18 protein-coding genes are annotated in these 18,704 nt (G+C 71.1%); 7 read left to right on the top strand and 11 right to left on the bottom strand.

The features are described from left to right. The coding region (locus Q0R63_RS05675) for an LLM class flavin-dependent oxidoreductase (protein WP_295695174.1) at nt 1-814 on the bottom strand (814 nt) is incomplete at its 3' end. Nucleotides 815-960: 146 nt separating this feature from the next. On the opposite strand from Q0R63_RS05675, the gene Q0R63_RS05670 reads away from it, so the two are divergent. From Q0R63_RS05670 to Q0R63_RS05655, 4 genes are all read left to right on the top strand, one after another. After that, nucleotides 961-2,955 (top strand): acetoacetate--CoA ligase, encoded by a 1,995-nt coding sequence (locus Q0R63_RS05670; RefSeq protein WP_295695172.1) that lies wholly within the window; start codon nt 961-963, stop codon nt 2,953-2,955. Between the two features lie 19 nt (nt 2,956-2,974). Beyond that, nucleotides 2,975-3,724, top strand: coding sequence for an LLM class flavin-dependent oxidoreductase (locus tag Q0R63_RS05665; protein ID WP_295695170.1), 750 nt, complete (start codon nt 2,975-2,977; stop codon nt 3,722-3,724). 104 nt (nt 3,725-3,828) lie between these two features. After that, nucleotides 3,829-4,542 (top strand): response regulator transcription factor, encoded by a 714-nt coding sequence (locus Q0R63_RS05660; protein WP_295695168.1) that lies wholly within the window; start codon nt 3,829-3,831, stop codon nt 4,540-4,542. Continuing rightward, nucleotides 4,539-6,176: an ATP-binding protein gene (locus tag Q0R63_RS05655; protein ID WP_295695166.1), complete on the top strand. Its 1,638-nt coding sequence runs from the start codon at nt 4,539-4,541 to the stop codon at nt 6,174-6,176. The genes Q0R63_RS05660 and Q0R63_RS05655 overlap by 4 nt, the downstream gene beginning before the upstream one ends. 85 nt (nt 6,177-6,261) lie before the next feature. Here Q0R63_RS05655 and Q0R63_RS05650 read toward each other — a convergent pair whose 3' ends face one another. Further along, the gene (locus Q0R63_RS05650; RefSeq protein WP_295695164.1) at nt 6,262-6,669 is read right to left on the bottom strand and encodes an alpha/beta hydrolase; all 408 of its coding nucleotides are present in this window, start codon (nt 6,667-6,669) and stop codon (nt 6,262-6,264) included. 209 nt (nt 6,670-6,878) lie between these two features. Here Q0R63_RS05650 and Q0R63_RS05645 point away from each other — a divergent pair, with 209 nt between their 5' ends. Beyond that, a complete protein-coding gene (locus Q0R63_RS05645) occupies nt 6,879-8,369 on the top strand; it encodes a YcaO-like family protein (RefSeq protein WP_295695162.1) in 1,491 nt (496 codons plus the stop codon). A 42-nt stretch (nt 8,370-8,411) separates the two neighbouring features. Here the strand turns inward: Q0R63_RS05645 and Q0R63_RS05640 are convergent, their stop codons facing one another. From Q0R63_RS05640 to Q0R63_RS05605, 8 genes are all read right to left on the bottom strand, one after another. After that, the gene (locus Q0R63_RS05640) at nt 8,412-9,101 is read right to left on the bottom strand and encodes a polysaccharide deacetylase family protein (RefSeq protein WP_295695160.1); all 690 of its coding nucleotides are present in this window, start codon (nt 9,099-9,101) and stop codon (nt 8,412-8,414) included. Next, the gene (locus Q0R63_RS05635) at nt 9,094-9,498 is read right to left on the bottom strand and encodes a hypothetical protein (RefSeq protein WP_295695157.1); all 405 of its coding nucleotides are present in this window, start codon (nt 9,496-9,498) and stop codon (nt 9,094-9,096) included. Before Q0R63_RS05635 ends, Q0R63_RS05640 begins: the two co-directional genes overlap by 8 nt. Next, nucleotides 9,495-10,394: a carbohydrate ABC transporter permease gene (locus tag Q0R63_RS05630; protein ID WP_295695155.1), complete on the bottom strand. Its 900-nt coding sequence runs from the start codon at nt 10,392-10,394 to the stop codon at nt 9,495-9,497. Before Q0R63_RS05630 ends, Q0R63_RS05635 begins: the two co-directional genes overlap by 4 nt. After that, nucleotides 10,391-11,266, bottom strand: a complete 876-nt coding sequence (locus Q0R63_RS05625; protein WP_295695153.1) for a sugar ABC transporter permease — start codon at nt 11,264-11,266, stop codon at nt 10,391-10,393. The genes Q0R63_RS05630 and Q0R63_RS05625 overlap by 4 nt, the downstream gene beginning before the upstream one ends. Before the next feature lie 83 nt (nt 11,267-11,349). Further along, a complete protein-coding gene (locus Q0R63_RS05620; RefSeq protein WP_295695151.1) occupies nt 11,350-12,672 on the bottom strand; it encodes an extracellular solute-binding protein in 1,323 nt (440 codons plus the stop codon). Nucleotides 12,673-12,831: 159 nt separating this feature from the next. Beyond that, on the bottom strand, nt 12,832-13,107 hold the full coding sequence (locus tag Q0R63_RS05615) for a hypothetical protein (protein ID WP_295695149.1): 276 nt from the start codon (nt 13,105-13,107) through the stop codon (nt 12,832-12,834). Between the two features lie 729 nt (nt 13,108-13,836). Further along, nucleotides 13,837-14,418, bottom strand: coding sequence for a DUF1440 domain-containing protein (locus Q0R63_RS05610; RefSeq protein WP_295695147.1), 582 nt, complete (start codon nt 14,416-14,418; stop codon nt 13,837-13,839). A gap of 74 nt (nt 14,419-14,492) precedes the next feature. Continuing rightward, on the bottom strand, nt 14,493-16,391 hold the full coding sequence (locus Q0R63_RS05605) for a LamG-like jellyroll fold domain-containing protein (protein WP_295695145.1): 1,899 nt from the start codon (nt 16,389-16,391) through the stop codon (nt 14,493-14,495). Between the two features lie 226 nt (nt 16,392-16,617). Between Q0R63_RS05605 and Q0R63_RS05600 the strand changes: the two genes are divergently transcribed. Both Q0R63_RS05600 and Q0R63_RS05595 read left to right on the top strand, forming a co-directional pair. After that, nucleotides 16,618-17,361, top strand: a complete 744-nt coding sequence (locus tag Q0R63_RS05600; RefSeq protein ID WP_295695143.1) for an SDR family oxidoreductase — start codon at nt 16,618-16,620, stop codon at nt 17,359-17,361. 50 nt (nt 17,362-17,411) lie between these two features. Next, complete coding sequence (locus tag Q0R63_RS05595; RefSeq protein WP_295695141.1) at nt 17,412-17,996, top strand: TetR/AcrR family transcriptional regulator; 585 nt, start codon at nt 17,412-17,414, stop codon at nt 17,994-17,996. Between the two features lie 56 nt (nt 17,997-18,052). Here Q0R63_RS05595 and Q0R63_RS05590 read toward each other — a convergent pair whose 3' ends face one another. Next, a complete protein-coding gene (locus Q0R63_RS05590) occupies nt 18,053-18,577 on the bottom strand; it encodes a hypothetical protein (RefSeq protein WP_295695139.1) in 525 nt (174 codons plus the stop codon). Between the last annotated feature and the right edge of the window lie 127 nt (nt 18,578-18,704).

Genomic DNA, 18,704 nt, shown 5'->3' with positions numbered 1-18,704 from the left:
AGCCGTTGCCGGCCGGGGTCTGGTCGACCGCGTCAGCGGTGATGGTGAACCAGATCATGCTGCACATGTCGACGCCGTCCGGGAACGTCCGGCCGAGCTCGCCCAGCTCGCGCTCCATCTCGTCCTTCCAGCGCTTGATGTCCTCCGGCGAGTCCTGGATGCCGATCCAGCCCTGCAGGCCGTACTTCGCGATGCGCTTGGCCGACCGCGCCGAGTCCTTCAGACCGGAGAAGTAGATCGGCGGGCCGGGCTTCTGCAGGGGCTGGTGGCCGAACCCGGAGAGCGGGAAGTCGGCGAACTCGCCGTGGTACTCGAACAGCTCGTTGGACCAGATGCCCTGCATGATCTCGATCGTCTCGCGCACGTGCCCGTGGCGACGGGCGAACAGCTGCGGGACGCTGGCGGCGGCGAACTCCTCCGGCATCCACCCGGCGCCGACGCCGACGTTGAGCCTCCCGCCCGACAGGTGGTCCTGCGTGGCGAGCTCGGCGGCGAGCACCGCGGGCGCGCGATACGGCGTGTCGATGATGCTCATGCCGATGCGGACCTTGGTCGTCTTCGCGGCCAGCCACGGGATCAGCGTCATGCCCTGGAACCACTTGCCCCGGGCGACCACCGGCATCTGCAGGGGGAAGTCGGTCATCATGCCGAAGGGGAACTGCAGCTCCCCGCGGTCGGAGGCCTCGGGCACGATGATCCGGTCGAGGGTCCAGACCGAGTCGAAGTCGAGGTCCTCGGCAAGGGCGGTGAGGTCCTCGAGCTCCTTGACCGTGACGTGGTCGCGGAAGTTCGGGAGGTAGAGAGCGAGCTTCATCGGTCGGCTCCTTGAGATGGTCGCCTGCGCGGACACGTCCGAGACTTGGCGCCCTTCCTCAACGCAGGCTCGTCGCCGTCTCAACGGACCATCAACGCTCGCTGTCCACCGCGCGGTATGCCGACCCCGGCCTCTACGGTCGCACCATGGCTCCCCGCGACGGCTCGGACGACGTCCTCTGGCGCCCCACCGCCGAGCGCATCGAGCAGTCCGCGCTGCGGGCCTACCTGGACTGGTTGGAGCTACGTCAAGGACGGCCGTTTGCCGACCACGACGCCCTGTGGGCCTGGTCGGTGGAGGACCTGGACCGGTTCTGGATCTCCATCGTCGACTACTTCGAGGTCGCCTTCTCGGCGCCCTGGACGCAGGTGCGCACCGCGGACCCGATGCCGCGCACGCGCTGGTTCCCCGGCGCCCGGCTGAACTGGGCCGAGCACGCACTGCGTCGGGGCAGCGACGAGGACACGGCCTTGGTCTGCGTGCAGGAAGGCGGCGAGGCGGCGCGAGAGATCACCTTCGAGGGGCTACGGCGGTCGGTGGCTGCGCTGGCGGCCTGGCTCCGGGAGGCCGGGGTGCGCCCGGGCGACCGGGTGGCCGCCTACCTGCCCAACACCGAGCACGCCGTCATCGGCTGCCTCGCCGCCGCGGCCGTGGGGGCGGTGTGGGCGTGCTGCTCCCCGGACTTCGGCGCCGACGGGACCATCGCCCGCCTCGCGCAGCTGGAGCCCGCCGTGCTCATCGCCGCCGACGGATACCACTGGAACGGAGGGACGCTCGACCGCAGCGACGTCGTCCGGCAGCTCCGCCGGGGGCTCCCGACACTGCGACACGTGGTCCACGTCGCCTACGCCTTCCCCGACCGCCCCACGCCCGAGGGCGGGGCGACCTGGGACGAGGTGATGGCCCACGACGAGGCCCTGGTGGTCGACCAGGTCGAGTTCTCGCACCCGCTGTGGGTGCTCTTCACCTCCGGCACGACCGGACGGCCCAAGGGCCTCGTCCACAGCCACGGCGGCATCACGCTCGAGGGCAGCAAGTGGGCCGGGCTCTACTGCGGGCTGCGCCCGGGGGAGCGCATGTTCACCTCCACGTCCACCGGCTGGGCACTGTGGAACATGCAGCTCGGCGCGCTGAGCCAAGGGGCGAGCATCGTTGTCTACGAGGGCAGCCCAGGGTATCCGGCCGGAGCGGTCTGGGAGGTCGCGGCCCGCACCCGGGCGGACGTGATGCTCCTGGGCGCCGCGGTCATCACCGCGTCCCAGAACACCCCGTCGACCACCGAGCGGTCTCCCCGCCAGCAGCACGACCTCGGGCGGTTGCGCCACCTCATGGTCAGCGGGTCGTCGCTGCCGCCGAGCGGCTACCACTGGGTCATGGAGCACGTCAGCGGATCCTTGAGGATCGACTCGACGAGCGGCGGCACCGACATCTCCGGGGCCTTCGTCGGCGCGAACGAGTACACGCCGGTGCGCGCGGGTCGGATCGGCGGCCGACTCGCGGGTGTCGACGCCGCCGCGTGGGACGAGGCCGGCCTCGCGGTCATCGACGTCGTCGGCGACCTCGTCGTCACCCAGCCCATGCCCTCGATGCCGGTCCACCTCGTCGACGACCCGGACGCGCAGCGCTACACGGAGTCCTACTTCGGCACCTGGCCCGGCGTCTGGCGCCACGGGGACTGGGTCACGATGCACGTCGATGGCAGCGTGTCGATGCACGGCCGCTCCGACTCGACTCTCAACCGGCAGGGCGTCCGGCTGGGCAGCAGCGACTTCTACGACGTGCTCGCCACCATGCCGGAGGTCGCCGAGGCGCTCGTCATCGGGGTCGAGCAGCCCGACGACGCATACTGGCTGGGCCTGTTCGTCGTCCCCGCCCCGGGGCAGGAGGTCGACGCCGAGCTGAAGCAGAAGATCGTCGCCACGCTGCGCGACCGCCTCACCCCACGACACGTGCCCGACGAGATCCTCGAGGCGCCCGCGGTGCCGCACACCCTCAGCGGCAAGAAGCTCGAGGTGCCCATCAAGAAGATGATGCGGGGGACGCCGTTGGAGAAGGCGGCCAACCTCGCGTCCGTCGACGACCCCGATGCCCTGCGGTGGTACGAGCGGTTCGCGGCGGCCCGTCTCGGCCCGCCCGACTGAGCCGGGAGGAGGACACCTCATGCGCCTCGGCGCCACGCTCGTCCACCTGTCCGACGCGCCGCCCTATGCTGTGGCCCCGTGGGCGCAGCGGCTGGTGGCCGCGGGCTTCGAGTCGCTGTGGGCCCCGCACATCGTCGGGCGCGGTGCGCTCGTGCCCGACCCGTTCACGACCCTGGCGGTGGCCGCGACGGTGACCCAGGACGTCGAGCTGGGGACGGCGACCGTCCAGCTGCCGCTGCTGCACCCTGCCGAGGTCGCCCATCGCGCGCTCAGCCTCATGGCGGTGTGCGGCGACCGGTTGACCCTCGGGGTGAGCCCGGGGTCGACCGAGGCCGACTACCTCGCGCTGGACCGGGAGTATGCCGGGCGCTTCCGGACCTTTCGGAGCCATGCGGACCGACTGCGGGTGCTCCTGTCGGACGGGCGCGACGAGCACGCCGACCTCGCTCCCGCCCCCGACGGCGGCCGACCGGCGATGCTGCTCGGCTCGTGGGGCGCCAACGTGGAGCGCGCGGCCCGGGAGTTCGACGGGTGGCTCGCCTCCGGCTACCGCAGCCCGCCGGACGAGATCATCGCCGCCCACGAGCGGTACCGGGCCGCGGGCGGGCGACGGGCGATCGTCTGCGCCGTTCCGGTGGACGACCGGACGCAGCTGGCGGCCCTCGGCGCGGCCCTGCGTCGCTACGCTGAGGCGGGCTTCGACGATGCGGTCGTCCTCCTCTCACCCCGCGGGCCGACCCCGGAGGAGGTCCGGGCCGCCTTCCCCTGACAAACCCTCGCCTGCGCCCGTGCAGACGGGTAGCGTCGCACCCACACAGGACTGCCGCGCCTGCACGACGCCGTGTGCGCGGACTCTGCCGGGAAGGAGCACGCATGGTCGCGAGCGCGGTGACGAACAGCCGTCCCTCACTCCTGGTCGTCGACGACGACAGCCGCGTCCGCACCGTGGTCTGCTGGCAGCTCGAGGCGGAGGGATACGACGTCCGCGAGGCGGCCGACGGCAACACCGCCTGGCAGGGCATCGCCGACCACCATCCCGACCTCATCGTGCTGGACCTGTCGCTGCCGGGCATGTCCGGGCTCGACCTGCTCCGCCGTCTCCGAGGTAGCGGTGACCCCACGCCCGTCGTCGTCCTGTCGGGACGCAGCGGCGAGGGTGATCGCATCGTCGGTCTGGACCTCGGCGCCGACGACTACCTCGTCAAGCCCTTCTCCCCCGGCGAGCTTGCGGCGCGGGTGCGCTCGGTGCTGCGACGCAGCAGCGGCCACCCGGTGGTCCCGCGCGAAGTGGCCGGGAGGGCTGACGGACGGTGCTCGGGCCTGCGCATCGACGCCTGCACCCGCGAGGTCGAGCTCGACGGTCAGCCCGTGGCCCTCACGGCCCGCGAGTTCGACCTGCTCGCCTTTCTCCTCGCGCACCCTCGGCAGGTCTTCACCCGTGCCCAGCTTCTCGAGCAGGTCTGGTCGTGCTCGCAGGGCTGGCTGAGCGAGGCCACGGTGACCGAGCACGTGCACCGGCTCCGGCACAAGCTCGGACCGGGCCAGCTGGTGACCGTTCGCGGCGTCGGCTACCGGTCGGGACCGTGACGACCCTCGACCTGCATCCGGACCTGGATCCCGACCGGGCGGATGCCGTCGCGCTGCTGACCCGGCAGACCGCCATCCTCGAGCAGATCGCCGCCGGTGCCGCGTTGGCCGGGGTGCTGACCGACATCGCGGCGACCTTCGAGGTGCTCGTCCCGGGCTGCCACTGCTCGGTGCTGCTGCTCGACCGTGACGCCGCGACCCTCCGGCACGGCGCCGCGCCCTCGCTGCCCGCCGCCTACTCGGCGAGCATCGACGGCATGGCCATCGGCGCGGACGCCGGGTCCTGCGGGACCGCCGCCTTCACGGGGAGCCCGGTCGTCGCCGCGGACATCCGGACCGACCTGCGGTGGGAACGGTATCGGGCGCTGGCCGACCTCTTCGGTCTCCGGGCCTGCTGGTCGACCCCGATCCACGGGCGCGACGGCATCTGCGGCACCTTCGCCGTCTACCACTCCAGCCCGCACCTGCCCTCACCGCGCGAGGAGCACCTCGTCCAGCGACTCACCCACCTCGCCTCCATCGCCATCGACCACGACACCGTCATCGGCGCTCTCGCCGCGAGCGAGGAGCGCTTCCGCCGCGCGTTCGAGGACAACGCCGTCGGGATGGCGCTCACAACTCCCCACGGCGCCATCATCCGGGTGAACCGCGCCATGCGGACCATGTTGGGGCGAGGCGAGTCCGCCGTGGTCGGGACCTATCTCGACGAGGTGTTCACCCCACGGTGCCCGCGCCCGGCCAGCCACCGTCACGAGGAGTACGAGGCCACGACCCGTACGGCCCGTGGCCGGGTCCTCGACCTGTTCGTGGCGGTGTCGCCCATCATGGACACGTCCGGGTCGCCGCGCGCCCTCTCGGTGAACGTGCTGGACGTGACCAGCCAGCGCGCGGCCGAGCGAGAGCGGCGGCAGCGGGCGGAGGCCGAGCTGGCCAGGGCGGCCGCCGAGGCCGCGAACCGCGCCAAGACCGACTTCGTCTGCGCGCTGGGCCATGAGCTGCGCACCCCGCTGCAGGCGATCACCGGCTTCACCGAGCTGCTCGGCACCCTGGACCTCGATCCCGAGCGCCGGGCGTCGGCCCTCCACCACATCGCCGGGGCGGCCGACCACATCCTGACGATGGTCGACGAGATCCTCGACGTCGCTCGGATCGAGGCGCGGTCACTGCCCTTGGCCCTCCACGACGTCACGGTGGAGCCCGTGGTCGCCGATGTGCTTGCGATGGTCAAGCCACTGGCCACGGCCGAGCAGGTCGCCCTGCACACCGAGACCTCGACCCTCTCGATCCAGGTGCACGCCGACGAGCGGCGGGTCAGGCAGGTGCTGATCAACCTGGTGACGAACGCCATCCGCTACAACCGAGCGGACGGAGCGGTGTTCGTCGGGTGGGGCGCCGAGCAGGGACGGGTCCGGATCACGGTGCGCGACACAGGGCCCGGCATCCTCGCCGAACATCTGGACCGCCTCTTCGTCCCCTTCGACCGGCTGGGGCGCGACTCCGACGAGGGGGTCGGGCTCGGGCTGCCGCTGGCTCGGGGGCTCACCGAGGCGATGGGCGGCAGCTTGGGCGTGGAGAGCAGGCCCAGCGAGGGGACCACCATCTCGGTCTGGCTACCCGCCGCGACCGGCGCCTGACCCGGTTCCACCCGGCTCACGTCACCTCTTCGACGGGTGGAGAAGGAAACGCGCTCTCCTCAGCGCGTTCTCACCTCCTCCACCATCAGGCCTGACCCACCGCAGGGGTGCGGTGCAGCCAGTCGGTGATCAGACCGTTGATCTCGTCCGGGCGCTCTACGAGCATGAAGTGACCCACCCCGTCGACGAGCTTCCCCTCCGACCCCGGCCCGGCGTAGCCCGGAACCCGAGCGACCTGCTGCTCGCTGACACCGTGGCATCCGTCGGTGGTCCCGTGGAGGTAGAGCGTCGGCTGCGGCACCGACCCTCCCCAGGCCGCCTCCTGCTCGGAGGCCCACTCCGGCGAGCCGAAGCGGGTGGGGTCGAACTGTCCCCAGTAGTAGCCGAGGGCGGCGTTGAGGTGTGCGGGGTCGGCGAGCGCCTCGCGGATGTGGACGGTTCTGATGGTACGAGCTGCATCATCACCTCTGACGATCGGAGCGGTCCTGACCACCACGACGACCCGCAACCCCTATCTCTCGGGCAACGTCGCGCCGGTGCCGGACGCGATCAGCACCACCGACCTCCCGGTGACCGGCCGGCTGCCCCGTGAGCTCAACGGCCGCTACCTCCGCATCCGTCCGGGTGCGGGCACCCTGGTCGCCGCCTCCTCGCGACCTCCCCTCACTGGACGGCCCGGCCCGGGTCTGATCGGGTGGAGCCATGCCGGCCCACCACGATCCCGCGCTCGAGCGCGTCACCGAGAGCTTCGTGCGTACCCTCGGACCCCAGTCCTTGCTGGAGTTCCCCCTCACGGCCTTGGACCACGTCGGCGTGCCCGTCTGGTCGACGTGGTGGAGCGAGGCCGCCGGCGCCGGCACCGGCGGGATCGGCTATGGCAGCACCGAGCAGCGGGCGCGGGTAGGAGCGCTCGGCGAGTGCGTCGAGCACGTCTGTGCGGCAAGGGCGTTGGCCGGCGCTCACTACGAGACCGGCTCCCTCCGTGCGCTTCGAGCCGGCCACGGGGTGGGCGCGGTCGTCGACCCCCGACGGCTCTGCCTGCCCGCGGGAGTGCCCTTCGACGACGACACCGACCTGGTCTGGCTGTCGATGCGACGGCTCGAGAACGACTCGCCGGTATGGGTGCCGGCCGAGCTGGTCGCCAGCGCCGGCTCCGAGCTGCCGTCCGTGAGTCCCCCCGGTGGGTGGCTGACCACGCCGGTGTCCAACGGGCTGGGGGCCGGTTCGACCTTGGCCCAGGCGCTCGCCCACGCCGTCCTCGAGGTGGTGCAGCGCGACGGCAACGGCCTGACCTTCCGGGCCCTCGACACCGGGTGCGTCCTCGACCTCGACGCCGTCACCGACCCCGAGACCCGGGCGGCCCTGGACCGTCTCGCGGCGGCCGGGGTCGAGGTCCTCGCCAAGCTCGCTTCCGTCGACTTCGGGATGGCCAACATCGACGTCGTCGGGTCGGCCCCCGACGACGACATCCTCTCGGCCACCGCGTGCGGTGAGGCGGTCCACCCCGACCGTGAGGTCGCCCTCCGCAAGGCCCTGCTGGAGTTCGCCAACGCGCGGCCCCGCAAGCAGCTCATGCACGGTCCGCTCGAGGCCGTGCGGGCCATCGCTCCGCCGTCCTACGAGCGGGTCATCGCCTCGATGGACCCGGCCGCCGAGGAGCAGCGCGTCCTCACGGCGATGGTGGACTGGCTCGCCCTCCCCGAGACCACCTGGCGCCCGCTCGTCGCGGCGAGCGTGTTGCGGCGCCACGAGATCGTCGCCTTCGCCGACCTCCCGTCGACACCCGCACCCGGCACGAGCGAGGAGCACCTGAGAGACGTCGTCGGACGTCTTGCCGACGAGGGTTTCGAGGTGCTCTACCGCGATCTGTCCCCCGGTGACGGCTCGGTCCACGCGGTCAAGGTGCTGATTCCGGGGCTGGAGGTCGAGACCGTCGCCTACCACCGCATCGGCGAGCGCAACGCGGCTCGGCTCCTCGCCGACGAGCGCTTCGACCTCGTCGTGGTGGGCGAGGGCCCACCCGGCTGGGCGCCCATCCACCTCACTCCGGAGGGGCGTGAGCGGCTGGGTGGCGACGCCTGGCTCGACGTCGAGGGGCTGGACGCTCTCACCACCGGGCTGCTTCCCCTCTACCGCGAGCCGAGCCGCCACACCGCCCAGCACGCGATCGCTGCGGCCCTCGCGCCGTCCTGACCTCGGTCGACGCCCGCCGACGCCCACACCGATCAGTCCGGTTCAGTCGGCGATCCGCAGGTATGCCGTGTTGGTCGTGGCGTAGCGCACCCCGCAGGCCAGCACCGCGTCACCGGCGAGGGTTCCCCGCATGGGAGGCGTGCCGTAGAGGAAGGCGAAGGCCGGCGGCACCCGACCGGTGAGCTGCGTCAGCTGGCGGACGGGTTGCCGGATCTCGCGCTCCACGTCCTCCGGCGTGGTGATGTCCCTGGCCGCGGCATGGGTGGCGGTGTGTGCGGCCACCACGTGGCGCCGGCCGATCTGGGCCAGGTCGTCCCACGTCATCCACCACGGCGCGTGCGGCTCCTCGGGGAGCAGCGTGACGTCGTGGGCCGTCGCGTAGGCCCGTTGGTCCTCGGGGGGCACGTCGAGCAGGCCGGTGGGAGGGAAGAACCATGCGCTGATCCCCAGCTCCTCGCAGACCGGTGCGGCCACGGTGACGTTGTTGCGGTAGCCGTCGTAGAAGGCCGGGATGAAGCCCGGGCGGTCGAGAAGCCACCGACCGGTCTCGAAGAACCGGTCGAGGTCGTCGGGCTGCACCGGGTGGTAGTGATCGAGGTAGCCCGAGAGCTGGGCGCGAAGGTCTCCCCGCCGGGCGTCAGGGGTGTTGTGCCAGTTGACGACTCGCAGGAACGCGCCGGACCCGAAGGCCGCCCGCTGGAAGGGGGCTCCGAGGACGTCGAGGTCAGCCACCCGAGCCCACCCCATCCGGCCACGGGTCGGCACCGCCGGTCGTGCCGGCCGGGTCGGGCGCTCGCATCGTCCGCAGGCTGAGGTGCTGGTCGCTGAGCACGACGAGGACGTCGATGAGCTCACGCGCCCCGGTCACGTCGGGCTCGTCGTCCGCCGGGGGGAACCCGGCCTGCTCAAGCGCCTCGTGATAGCCGTCGAAGAGCCGCACCAGGTGCTCCCCCTCCGCACGGGCCGCCTCGTCGTGGACGGCCAGCACCCGCCCCGGCCGGGCGTCGTGGAGGGCGAGGAACATGGCGATCCCCTCGCGCTCCAGCTCCAGCCGACGCACCTCGCCCAGCGCGCCGAGCACCTCGTCGACCGGGGGGCGCGTGAGGTCCCTGCCGTCGGGGCCGATCACTTCAGGCCCGTCCGGGCCACACCCTGGACGAAGTACTTCTGGAAGACGGCGAAGACCGCGAGCATCGGCAGGATGGACAGGAACGACATCGCCAGCAGCGGCCCGAAGTTGGAGCTGAACTGGCTGATGAGGAACTGCAGGCCGACGGGCAGCGTGTAGGAGTTGGGGTCGGTGAGCACGATGAGCGGCCAGACGAACTCGTTCCACCGCCACATGAAGGTGAAGATGACCAGGGCGGCGATGAGCGGCTTCGACAGCGGCAGCGCGATCGACCAGAACGTGCGCAGGTGCCCGGCCCCGTCGACGCGGGCCGCCTCGAGCAGCTCGTCGGGGATGCCGAGGAAGAACTGACGGGCCATGAAGAGGCCGAAGGCCTCCGCCAGCCGGGGGAGGACGACACCCCACGTGCTGTTGAGCAGGTTGAGGTCGATGACGATCTGGAACTGCGGGATCATGATGACCTGCACCGGCACCATCAGCGTGCTGACGATCATGAGGAAGAGCAGGTTGCGCAGCGGGAAGCGCAGCTTGGCGAAGGCGTAGCCGGCACAGAGGTTGATGGCGAGCGTCAGCGTCACCGAGAGCACGGCGATGACGACCGAGTTGGCCAGCCACCGCGCGAAGGGGAACTGCCGCCAGGGCTCGACGTAGTTCTGCCACTGCCACTGCGAGGGCCAGAGGGAGACGGGTAGACGGCTGAGCTCGTCGGTGCTGGCCAGCGAGGTGCGCAGCATCCAGTACATGGGGAACAACAGCAGCAGGACGACGACCACCGCGAGCACCACGCGGGTGGCCACGACCCGGCGGGGCTGGGGCGGCTCCTGCCGGTCGCTCACCGTTACGTCGTCGTCGTGGGTCGCCTCGGTGGCCGCGACCGCCGACAGTGCAGAGCTCATGCCTCGTCCCTCCTCTTGTCGAGCCGCCACTGGAGCACCGTGAACGCGAGCACGATGACGTAGAGGATGACGCCGATGGCCGCGGCATACCCCTGGCGTCGTTGGTTGAAGCCCTGGTCGTAGGCGTACTGCACGAGGAAGGTGGTCGAGGTGCCGGGCCCGCCGCGGGTCAGCACATAGACCACGTCGAAGACCTGGAAGCTCCCGATGATGGAGTAGACGACGAGGAAGAAGGTGGTGGGGCGCAGCAGGGGCCAGGTGATGTGCCAGAAGCGGCGCCAGCCCACGGCTCCGTCCACGGCGCCGGCCTCGTAGAGCTCGACGGGGATGCCCTGCAGACCGGCGAGGTAGACCACCATGCCGAAGCCGACCCCCTGCCAGGTCGTGACGATGATGACCGAGACCATGGCCGCGAGGCCGTTGCCCTGCCAGTCGATCTCGGGCAGACCGACCGATCCCAGCAGCTGGTTGAAGAGGCCGATGAGAGGGTCGAAGAGGCGCAGCCAGATGATGCCCGCCGCGACCCCCGAGATGACGACAGGCACGTAGACGAGGGCCCGGAAGAGTGCGCGGGCCGGCATCACCTTGTTGAGCAGCAGGGCCGCGCCGAGCCCCAGCGCGATGCCCAGCGGCACCGTCACGACCGTGAGGACGACGGTGTTGAGCAGGGCCTGCCAGAAGGTCGGGTCACCGACGATCGTGCGGTAGTTGTCGAGGCCGAGGAACCGCATCCGACCGAAGCCGGAGTAGCGGTTGAGGGAGTACCAGACCGTCATCACCAGCGGCACGAACATGAAGATCGTGAACGCCAGCAGCGCCGGGGTGGCCAAGACCACCCCCGCCCACTGCTCGGCCCGTCGCGCGCTGCTCACGACGCGACGGCGCGCGGGCAAGTGGCGCCGGACCTGTCTGCGGGGCTCCTGCCGTGGGCGCTCCTGCGTCGCGGTCACGGGCTCTACACCTTCAGGGCCTTGTCGATCCCCGCGGTGAGCGACGACACGACGGAGTCGACCCCGGCGGACGGGTTCGAGAGGAACTGGTCCATGGTGTCGACGAGCGCCTGGTTGATCCCGGGGAAGGCGGCGACGGTCGAGGTCTTGACCAGGGCGTCCGGCATCGTCGTCGCCTGCTTCTGGAAGACCGGCATGAGGTCGGGGCGGGTGGCGTAGGACAGGGTCTTGTCGACGAGGTCCTTGCGCACCGGTAGCACGGTCGTCTGCTCGCAGAAGAGCTTCATGTTCTCGGCCGTCACGAGAAACTTGGCGAACTCGGCCGCCACGGCCTTGTTCTTCGACTGGTCGGTGACGACGATCGCGTTCCCCCCGAGGTCGGTGGCCGCGGCGACGTTGCGCGGCAGGTAGGTCACCCCCCAGTCGAACTTCTTGCCGATCGCGGTCTGCAGCGACGGGATGAGGAAGTCACCGGCCTGGATCATCGAGATCTTCTGGGTCGGGAAGATCTCGTCGGGGTAGGTCGGCCGCTTGACGAGCACGCTCTCCGCGTGGAGCTTCTTGGTGTAGAGGCTCTGGGTCCACGTCAGGGCTGCCTTGGCCTGGTCGGTGTCGAGCGTCGGTGTCTTCTGGCCACCGTCGAGCACCGTGCCACCGGCCTGGAACAGGGTGTTGAACCAGCGGTAGGCGCCGTAGAGCTGGTAGTTGAAGGCGAAGGGGGCCGCGCCGGTGTCGGCTGCCTTGAGCCGCTGCAGCACCTCGACGAGCTCGTCCCAGGTCCAGGCGGTCTCCAGCGTCGTCGGCACGGAGGTGATCCCCGCCTTGGCGAAGTGGGCCTTGTTGTAGACCAGCGCCGAGGTGTCGGTGTGGTGCGGCACACCGACCGGAGCGCCATCGAGCGTCACCGCGTTCCAGAGGCCGGGGAAGAAGGCGTCGCCGAAGCCCTTGCCGAGGTAGTCGGTCAGGTCGGCGAGCGCGCCGTTCTGGGCGTAGCCGCTGACGTCGGTGTAGGAGACCCGGAAGAGGTCGGGGGCCTGCTTGGCCTGCAGGCGCCGGTCGACCACGGTGCGGATCTGATCGTAGGGCAGCACCTCGACCTTGACGCTCGCCCCCCGGGCGGCCGTGAAGGCGGCGGCGATCTTCTTGAAGGTGGCGATCTCCTGGTCGCTGCCCCACGTGGTCAGGCTGACCGTGCCGGTGAGGGGACCCGTGGAGGGCGCCGACGCCGGCGAGCCGGTCCCCGAGTCCGACGAGCAGGCGCCGGTGGCGACCGCCGCACCGGTCAGGCCCGCCCCCATGAGGAAGGATCGGCGGGAGAGTGCGGTCATGGTCGGGCCTCCGGTTGTCGTCACGAGGGGCGCACCGAGCGACCCCTGCGTCCTCGCACCCACGGCGCCCGACGTCCGGCGCCGGCTCATTATGACACGCACCCGCGCGCGCCGCAGGTGAGCCCTACCGATCCGGGACCCCGCCCGGCCCGTATGCCGTCAGGGTGCCGGCACGCTCGTCACGAACACGTCGGCACCTCCGTGCGAGAGGGTGGCGGTCGTGCTGCCGTAGGTCACTCCGGTGACGATGATGTGGATGCCCTGGATGGCGCCCGCGAGCTGGGACTCGCCGAAGATGTCGACGCTGTCGTCCGCCGCGGTGCCGAACCGGCTCGACGCCGCGGGAGCACCCGTGACGGCGCGTGAACGCGACAGCGAACACCCATGGCGATTCCCCCGGGCACGGCCCCGGACGTGAGACCCGAGACACAACACCGGTGCTCGTCGCCGTCACCGCGAGGGCCTTGTCCTCACCGGTCCCGCCGAACTGGGTGGTCCAGTCGACCACGCCCACGGCCGTGAGGTGCGCGAGGAGCGCGTCCCGCTTCCCCGACGCATCGAGCCGAGCCACGACCATGTCGCCGGAGGTGGCGGCGGGGTGCGACCCGTGGAGACTTCCGTTCGTGTAGCCGGCGACCGTCGTGGTGCCGCCACCCGTGTCGACCGCGCCGTCGAGCCGGTCGTCGGCCGGTGTCCCGAACTCGGTGGTCCACTCGGCTGTCCCGGCCGCGTCCTGGCGACCACCCCGCCGCTCCAGTCGTCGCCTGCGGTGTCCACGAGAGGAGTGTCGATCTCCCGCGGCTTGGTGGCGCTGAGGTGTCCGGCGAGGTTCTGGATCCCCTCGACGAACGCGGGTTGCCATGTCCCCCAGTCGTGTCCGCCCCGACGGACTCCTTGTCCCCGACGGCGAGGAAGACGGCCGGACTGAGCACGATGGCCGGATCGTCCCGGCCGGCTGGGCGACGGTCTGCAGCGAGGTCGTCGGCGGGCTCGGGGCCGGCTGGACACCGACGCCGACCCCGACCGCAAGGTGAGAACCATGATGGTGAAACGGTGCAGGCGGGGCGTGTCAGGCTCCTGGACGAGTGATCGGCGGCGCTGACGGATCGCGCCGAAGACTGGCACCGCGGCATATGCAAAGCAAGGCCGACCCGGGTTCGCCGGTCAGCGGGTGTAGCGGGCCTGCTGGCGGAGCAGCGCTTCGAGGGCCATGCCGTAGACGACGTGCGAGCCGACTTCCCACGCCACCGCGGCGGGCGGCATCTTCCAGGGCCGCGGCTGCAGACCCGCCATAGGCAGGGTCGAGCCGTGGGTCGCCGCATAGAGGGCCAGTCCCGCGGGAGCGCCCAGACCGAACCGGAGCCGCGGGTACCGCCCCGCCGCCACGGCGTAGGCCGCCGCGAACCCCAGCCCCATGCCCCAGTGCAGCTGGGCACCCACCGCGCCGACCAGGTCGGCGTCGTCGGCCTCGTCCCGGTCGACGGCCGTCACCGCTCGCTCCGCGATCTCGGACGGGGGCATGTTCTCGGGATGATCGGCGGGATCGGCCCCGGGCACCCGCTTCTCGGCGTCGGTCGGGGGCCAGACCCGCTCCGCGACCGGCTGCAGCCAGGCCTCGGCCCGGCCCTTGGCCATCGTCGCGAGCACCCCCGCGATCAGCCCGGCGGACACGGTCCCGGCCAAGCCGGATCGGCTCGGCCGGCTGGGCCGGTGCAGGAGCTCGGACATCGTGGCGTGGTCGCTCATGCCCGCTTCATACCCTCGATCCCCCGCATCCAGTCACCCGCCAAGGCGCCGGCTGAGCCGTCAGACCCAGAGTCTCAGACCCAGACTCGCATCAGCTCGGCCGGACGCAGCGCCCGCCGGCTGATCCGGACGTCGCCGAGGGAGCCGTAGAACCCCTGCCCGAAGACCTCGTCGAACGAGCTCCCCCCGAGCGCGAACGGCTTGCCGATCAGCGCGATGCCGGTCGAGGGCTGGCTCGGGTTGCGCACGATGCGTGACCCGTCGACATACACCGTCGTCGCCTTCGCGTCGTTGACGATGGCGACATGGAACCAGCGACCGACCGGGAGGACGTGGCTCCAGGAGGTGGGGCTGGCGTTCTGGACCTCGGGATAGACCACGTACTGGAGAAAGCGCTCGCCGGACAGGTTGAGGCTGCAGGTCGGCTCGAGCGGCGAGTAGCCGTTGTGCTTGCCCGCGTCACCGGCGCGGTCGACCCAGCTGAAGATGCCCATGAAGCCGTGGGCGCCCACGAAGGGGTCGGGCAGCTTGAGGAACAGCTCGATCGTGTAGCCCGCCTTGACGCTCGCGCGGGTGATCGGCACCCCGGCCGCCGTCTGCAGGACTGCTCCCCGGTCCGGACTCTGCCCCCCGTCGAAACGCAGGCTGGCGTGCGCCGGCTGGCCGCTCATGTGGTCCATCGACCAGCGCAGCACCGAGGCGTCACCGCCGTGCAGCCGCTGCACGTGCAGGTCGTTGCCGTGTCCGGAGAGGTCGCGCACGAGGGCTCCGTCCGCCACGGGTGCGCCGTCCGTGCCGGCACCCCCGAAGGCGCTCGCGTCGAAACGCCAGTAGGCGAGGGTGTCTCGGGAGACCACGGCCGTCGCGGGCCGCGAGGGCGGCTCGGGGACCGGGGCGAAGCCGGAGAACCTGGCCGCGAAGTCGATGGAGAGGCTGAAGCGGTCGACGTCGCTGGTCAGCTCGAGCGTCTCCGAGTCGAGCTCGGTGCGCTGCCATTCGGGGTGCGACAGGAACCACGGCGAGAAGGTCGAGACGTCGATGGCGTCGCGATCGAGGTCGAAGGCGTAGAGCCGGATCGTCCCGCCGCCCCCGTAGTAGCGGTCCTGGTAGCTGGTGATGTGGACGTGCACGTCATGGTCGGCGTCGTTGGTGAGCACGGTGCGGCCGGGCGGCCAGTAGTGTCCGTTGAGGGTGAGGAAGATCTGGTCGTTGCCGCGAATCACGCTGTCCCACAGCCGTTGTCCATACTCCGACAGCGACGCCTTCCCCTGGTCGTCGGCGCCCGCCAGCTCGTGGGTGGTGAGTACGGTTGGCAGGGTGCGGTGCGCGTCGAGGACGGTCTGGACCCACGCCAGCCCCTCGTCCGAGGCCCGCCAGTCCAGGGCGAGGACGAGCCAGTCGCGGTTGCCGGCCGTCATGACGTGGAAGCTGTTGTAGCCGTCGGGCGAGGCGCCGCCGAAACCCGATGTCCCGGCGAAGCGCTGAGGACCGAACGCCCGCAGGTATGCCGTGTCGCCACGCTGGTCGTCGGTCGATCCGTCCACGTCGTGGTTGCCGACGAGGACGCTGTAGGGCAGCTTCCCGTCGATGGCCCGGAAAGTGCGGCTGGCGCGGGTGATCTCGTCCTCGCTCCCGTGCTCGGTGACGTCTCCGAGGTGGGTCATGAACGCGATGTTGACTTCGGCGCGCTCCTGCACCAGATAGCGGAACGTCTCCGTGAGCGGTGCCGGGTCGGCGCTGTCGGCATCGAAGAGGTACTGCGTGTCCGCAAGCACGGCGAGCGCGAATCTCGCACTCGTGCGCGCGAACCCGCGCCCGCCCGCCGTCGTCACGGTGTCGCCCGGGGCGGCTGCGGCACCGGGCGCCCCCACGAGGGAGACCGCCCCGACCCCGGCCGTCGCCCCGGCCGCGGCCAAGAACCCCCGGCGGCGGACCTGACGGGCGGGACCGACCTGTTCCTGCAGTTCTGACACGGCTCTCCTCCGGCGCACCGCGATGCGCCGGACGGGCGCGGGTCTCCCAGACGGATCGACCCTCCCACGCGCAGGAGGCCACCGACCGGCCCCCCGGTGAACGACAGGAGCGACGCGGATGACCGCCGCGCGCCCGGGTCGGCCAGGGTTGACGGATCAGACAGATCTGTCTACTCTTCGAACTAGAGCAAACAGACCGGTCTACTCATTACTCATCGGAGTCGAGATGTCAGTCCCCAACAGCAGCAGCACCACCCCCCGCCCCGTCGCTCTCGTGACCGGCGCGACGTCGGGGATCGGCCGCGCCACGGCCACCCGCCTCGCGGCCGACGGCTTCGAGGTCATCGTCCACGGCCGCAACGCCCAGCGGGGAGCCGAGACCGTCCGCGCGATCGAGGACGCCGGCGGCAACGCGCACTTCGTCGGAGCGGACCTCGGTGATGCCGCCGCGGTCACCGCCCTGGCCGAGCAGGTGGGCGACGTCGACGTCCTCGTCAACAACGGTGGAGTCTCATGGTTCGGCCCGACCGCCGATCTCGACACCCCCACCTTCGACGCCCTCTTCGCGAGCAACGTCCGCGTGGCCTACCAGCTCGTCGCAGCCTTCGCCCCCGGCATGGCCCGTCGGCGGCACGGGAGCATCGTCAGCGTGGACAGCATGGCCGGTCACGTCGGTCTCGCCGGTGGCGCGGCCTACGGCGCCACGAAGGCCGCACTCACGGCGATGAGCCGGGCCTGGGCCGCGGAATACAGCCCCGCCGGAGTGCGCGTCAACACCGTAGCGCCCGGGCCGGTCCACAGCGACGGCGCCAGCCCGGAGCTCATCGAGCAGCTGGGTGCGACAACGTTGCTCGGTCGTGGTGCCCAGGTCTCGGAGATCGCCGAGGTGATCGCGTTCCTCGCCTCGCCCCGGGCCAGCTATGTCACCGGCGCCCTCATCCCGGTCGACGGCGGCCGCACCGCCGTCTGACCGCAGTCGAGCGCTAGCATCAGACAGATCTGTCCGGAAGGGTGACCATCATGACCACAGCTGCCCCCCCGTCGGGAGTCAAGGCGTCAGCCCGCGAGCGGCTGCTCGACGCGGCCAGCGAGCTCTTCTACCAGGAGGGCGTGCAGTGCGTCGGCATCGACCGGGTCATCGAGCACGCAGGGGTCGCGAAGGCGTCGCTCTACAACACCTTCGGCAGCAAGGAGGAACTGGTCCACGCCTATCTCCTGCGGCGTCATGCCGGGACCGCGGCGAGGATCACCGCAGCGGTCGCGAAGCACCGGACACCGCGAGCCCAGCTGCTCGCGGTGTTCGACAGCCAGGCCGAGGCCATGCGGGTGCCGGGCTTCCGTGGCTGCGCCTTCACCAGTGCGAGCGCCGAGGCCCGACCGGGCGGGCTCGTCGACGCAGACACCACGGCATACCGGGCCTGGTTCCGCGAGCTCTTCACCGATCTCGCCACGAGGGGCCGGGCCCGCCACCCGGCGACCCTCGGGCACCAGCTGCACCTGCTCTACGACGGCGCCGCCCAGTCCGGCAACCTGGACCACGATCCCGCCGCAGCCATCGCCGCCCGCGCCGCCGCGCTCACCCTGTGGGAAGCTGCCACCGGGTGACGCCCGGGGGCGTCATTGCCGGCCCCCTCCATCGCCGGCCGGTGGCAGCTTCCCCTTCAGGCCGGCAAGACGAGCCGGGTCGTGACCGGCCTCGCGACCAGAATCGTCTGCTCGCCGAGCCGAGACGCAAGATCTCGGGTGTGGGTGAGCACCTCCAGCGGGCCGGACGCCCCCGGCATCAGCCCAATCCGGAAGAGTTCGTAGCCCGAGCCCTTGGCCGAGACCTCGCCCGAACGATCGGACCAGACCCCGAGGCACGAGTCGCAGGCCTGGTGCGCCAGATAGGCCGGCTGGATGTATGCCGCGACGCCGGCGGCCGTCTCGATGAGCACGGGTCCGCACCACTGTGAGGTCAGCGGATTGCGCCGGATCTCCCCCACCACGAACCGAACTCGCGGGCTGCGTCGCGCGTCCTCCATCGGCCACGGGCCGGCGAAGAGGGCCGGGATGTAGACCGGTCGACCATCCATCAGGTGATCCAGGTGCTGCACGCCCTCGACCCCCAGGGCGTCCAGCAGCTCGTCGTCGACGACGTCGAGCAGTGGGCGCCGTATCGGCACGGCCGCGAGTACAACTGTCATGGTTTGAACCCCTTCTTTCCCTAATGGGAAAGGTAGGTCATATCGGCCCTGGGCGACGGGAAACTCCGTCAAGGTTCGGCAAACTTTTGGTCAACAACTTTCCCGTACTGGAAAGAAGACCTAGAAT

This window comes from Lapillicoccus sp. (genome assembly GCF_025353065.1).
GTDB lineage: Bacteria > Actinomycetota > Actinomycetes > Actinomycetales > Dermatophilaceae > Lapillicoccus.
This window is presented reverse-complemented; position numbering and strand designations above follow the sequence as displayed.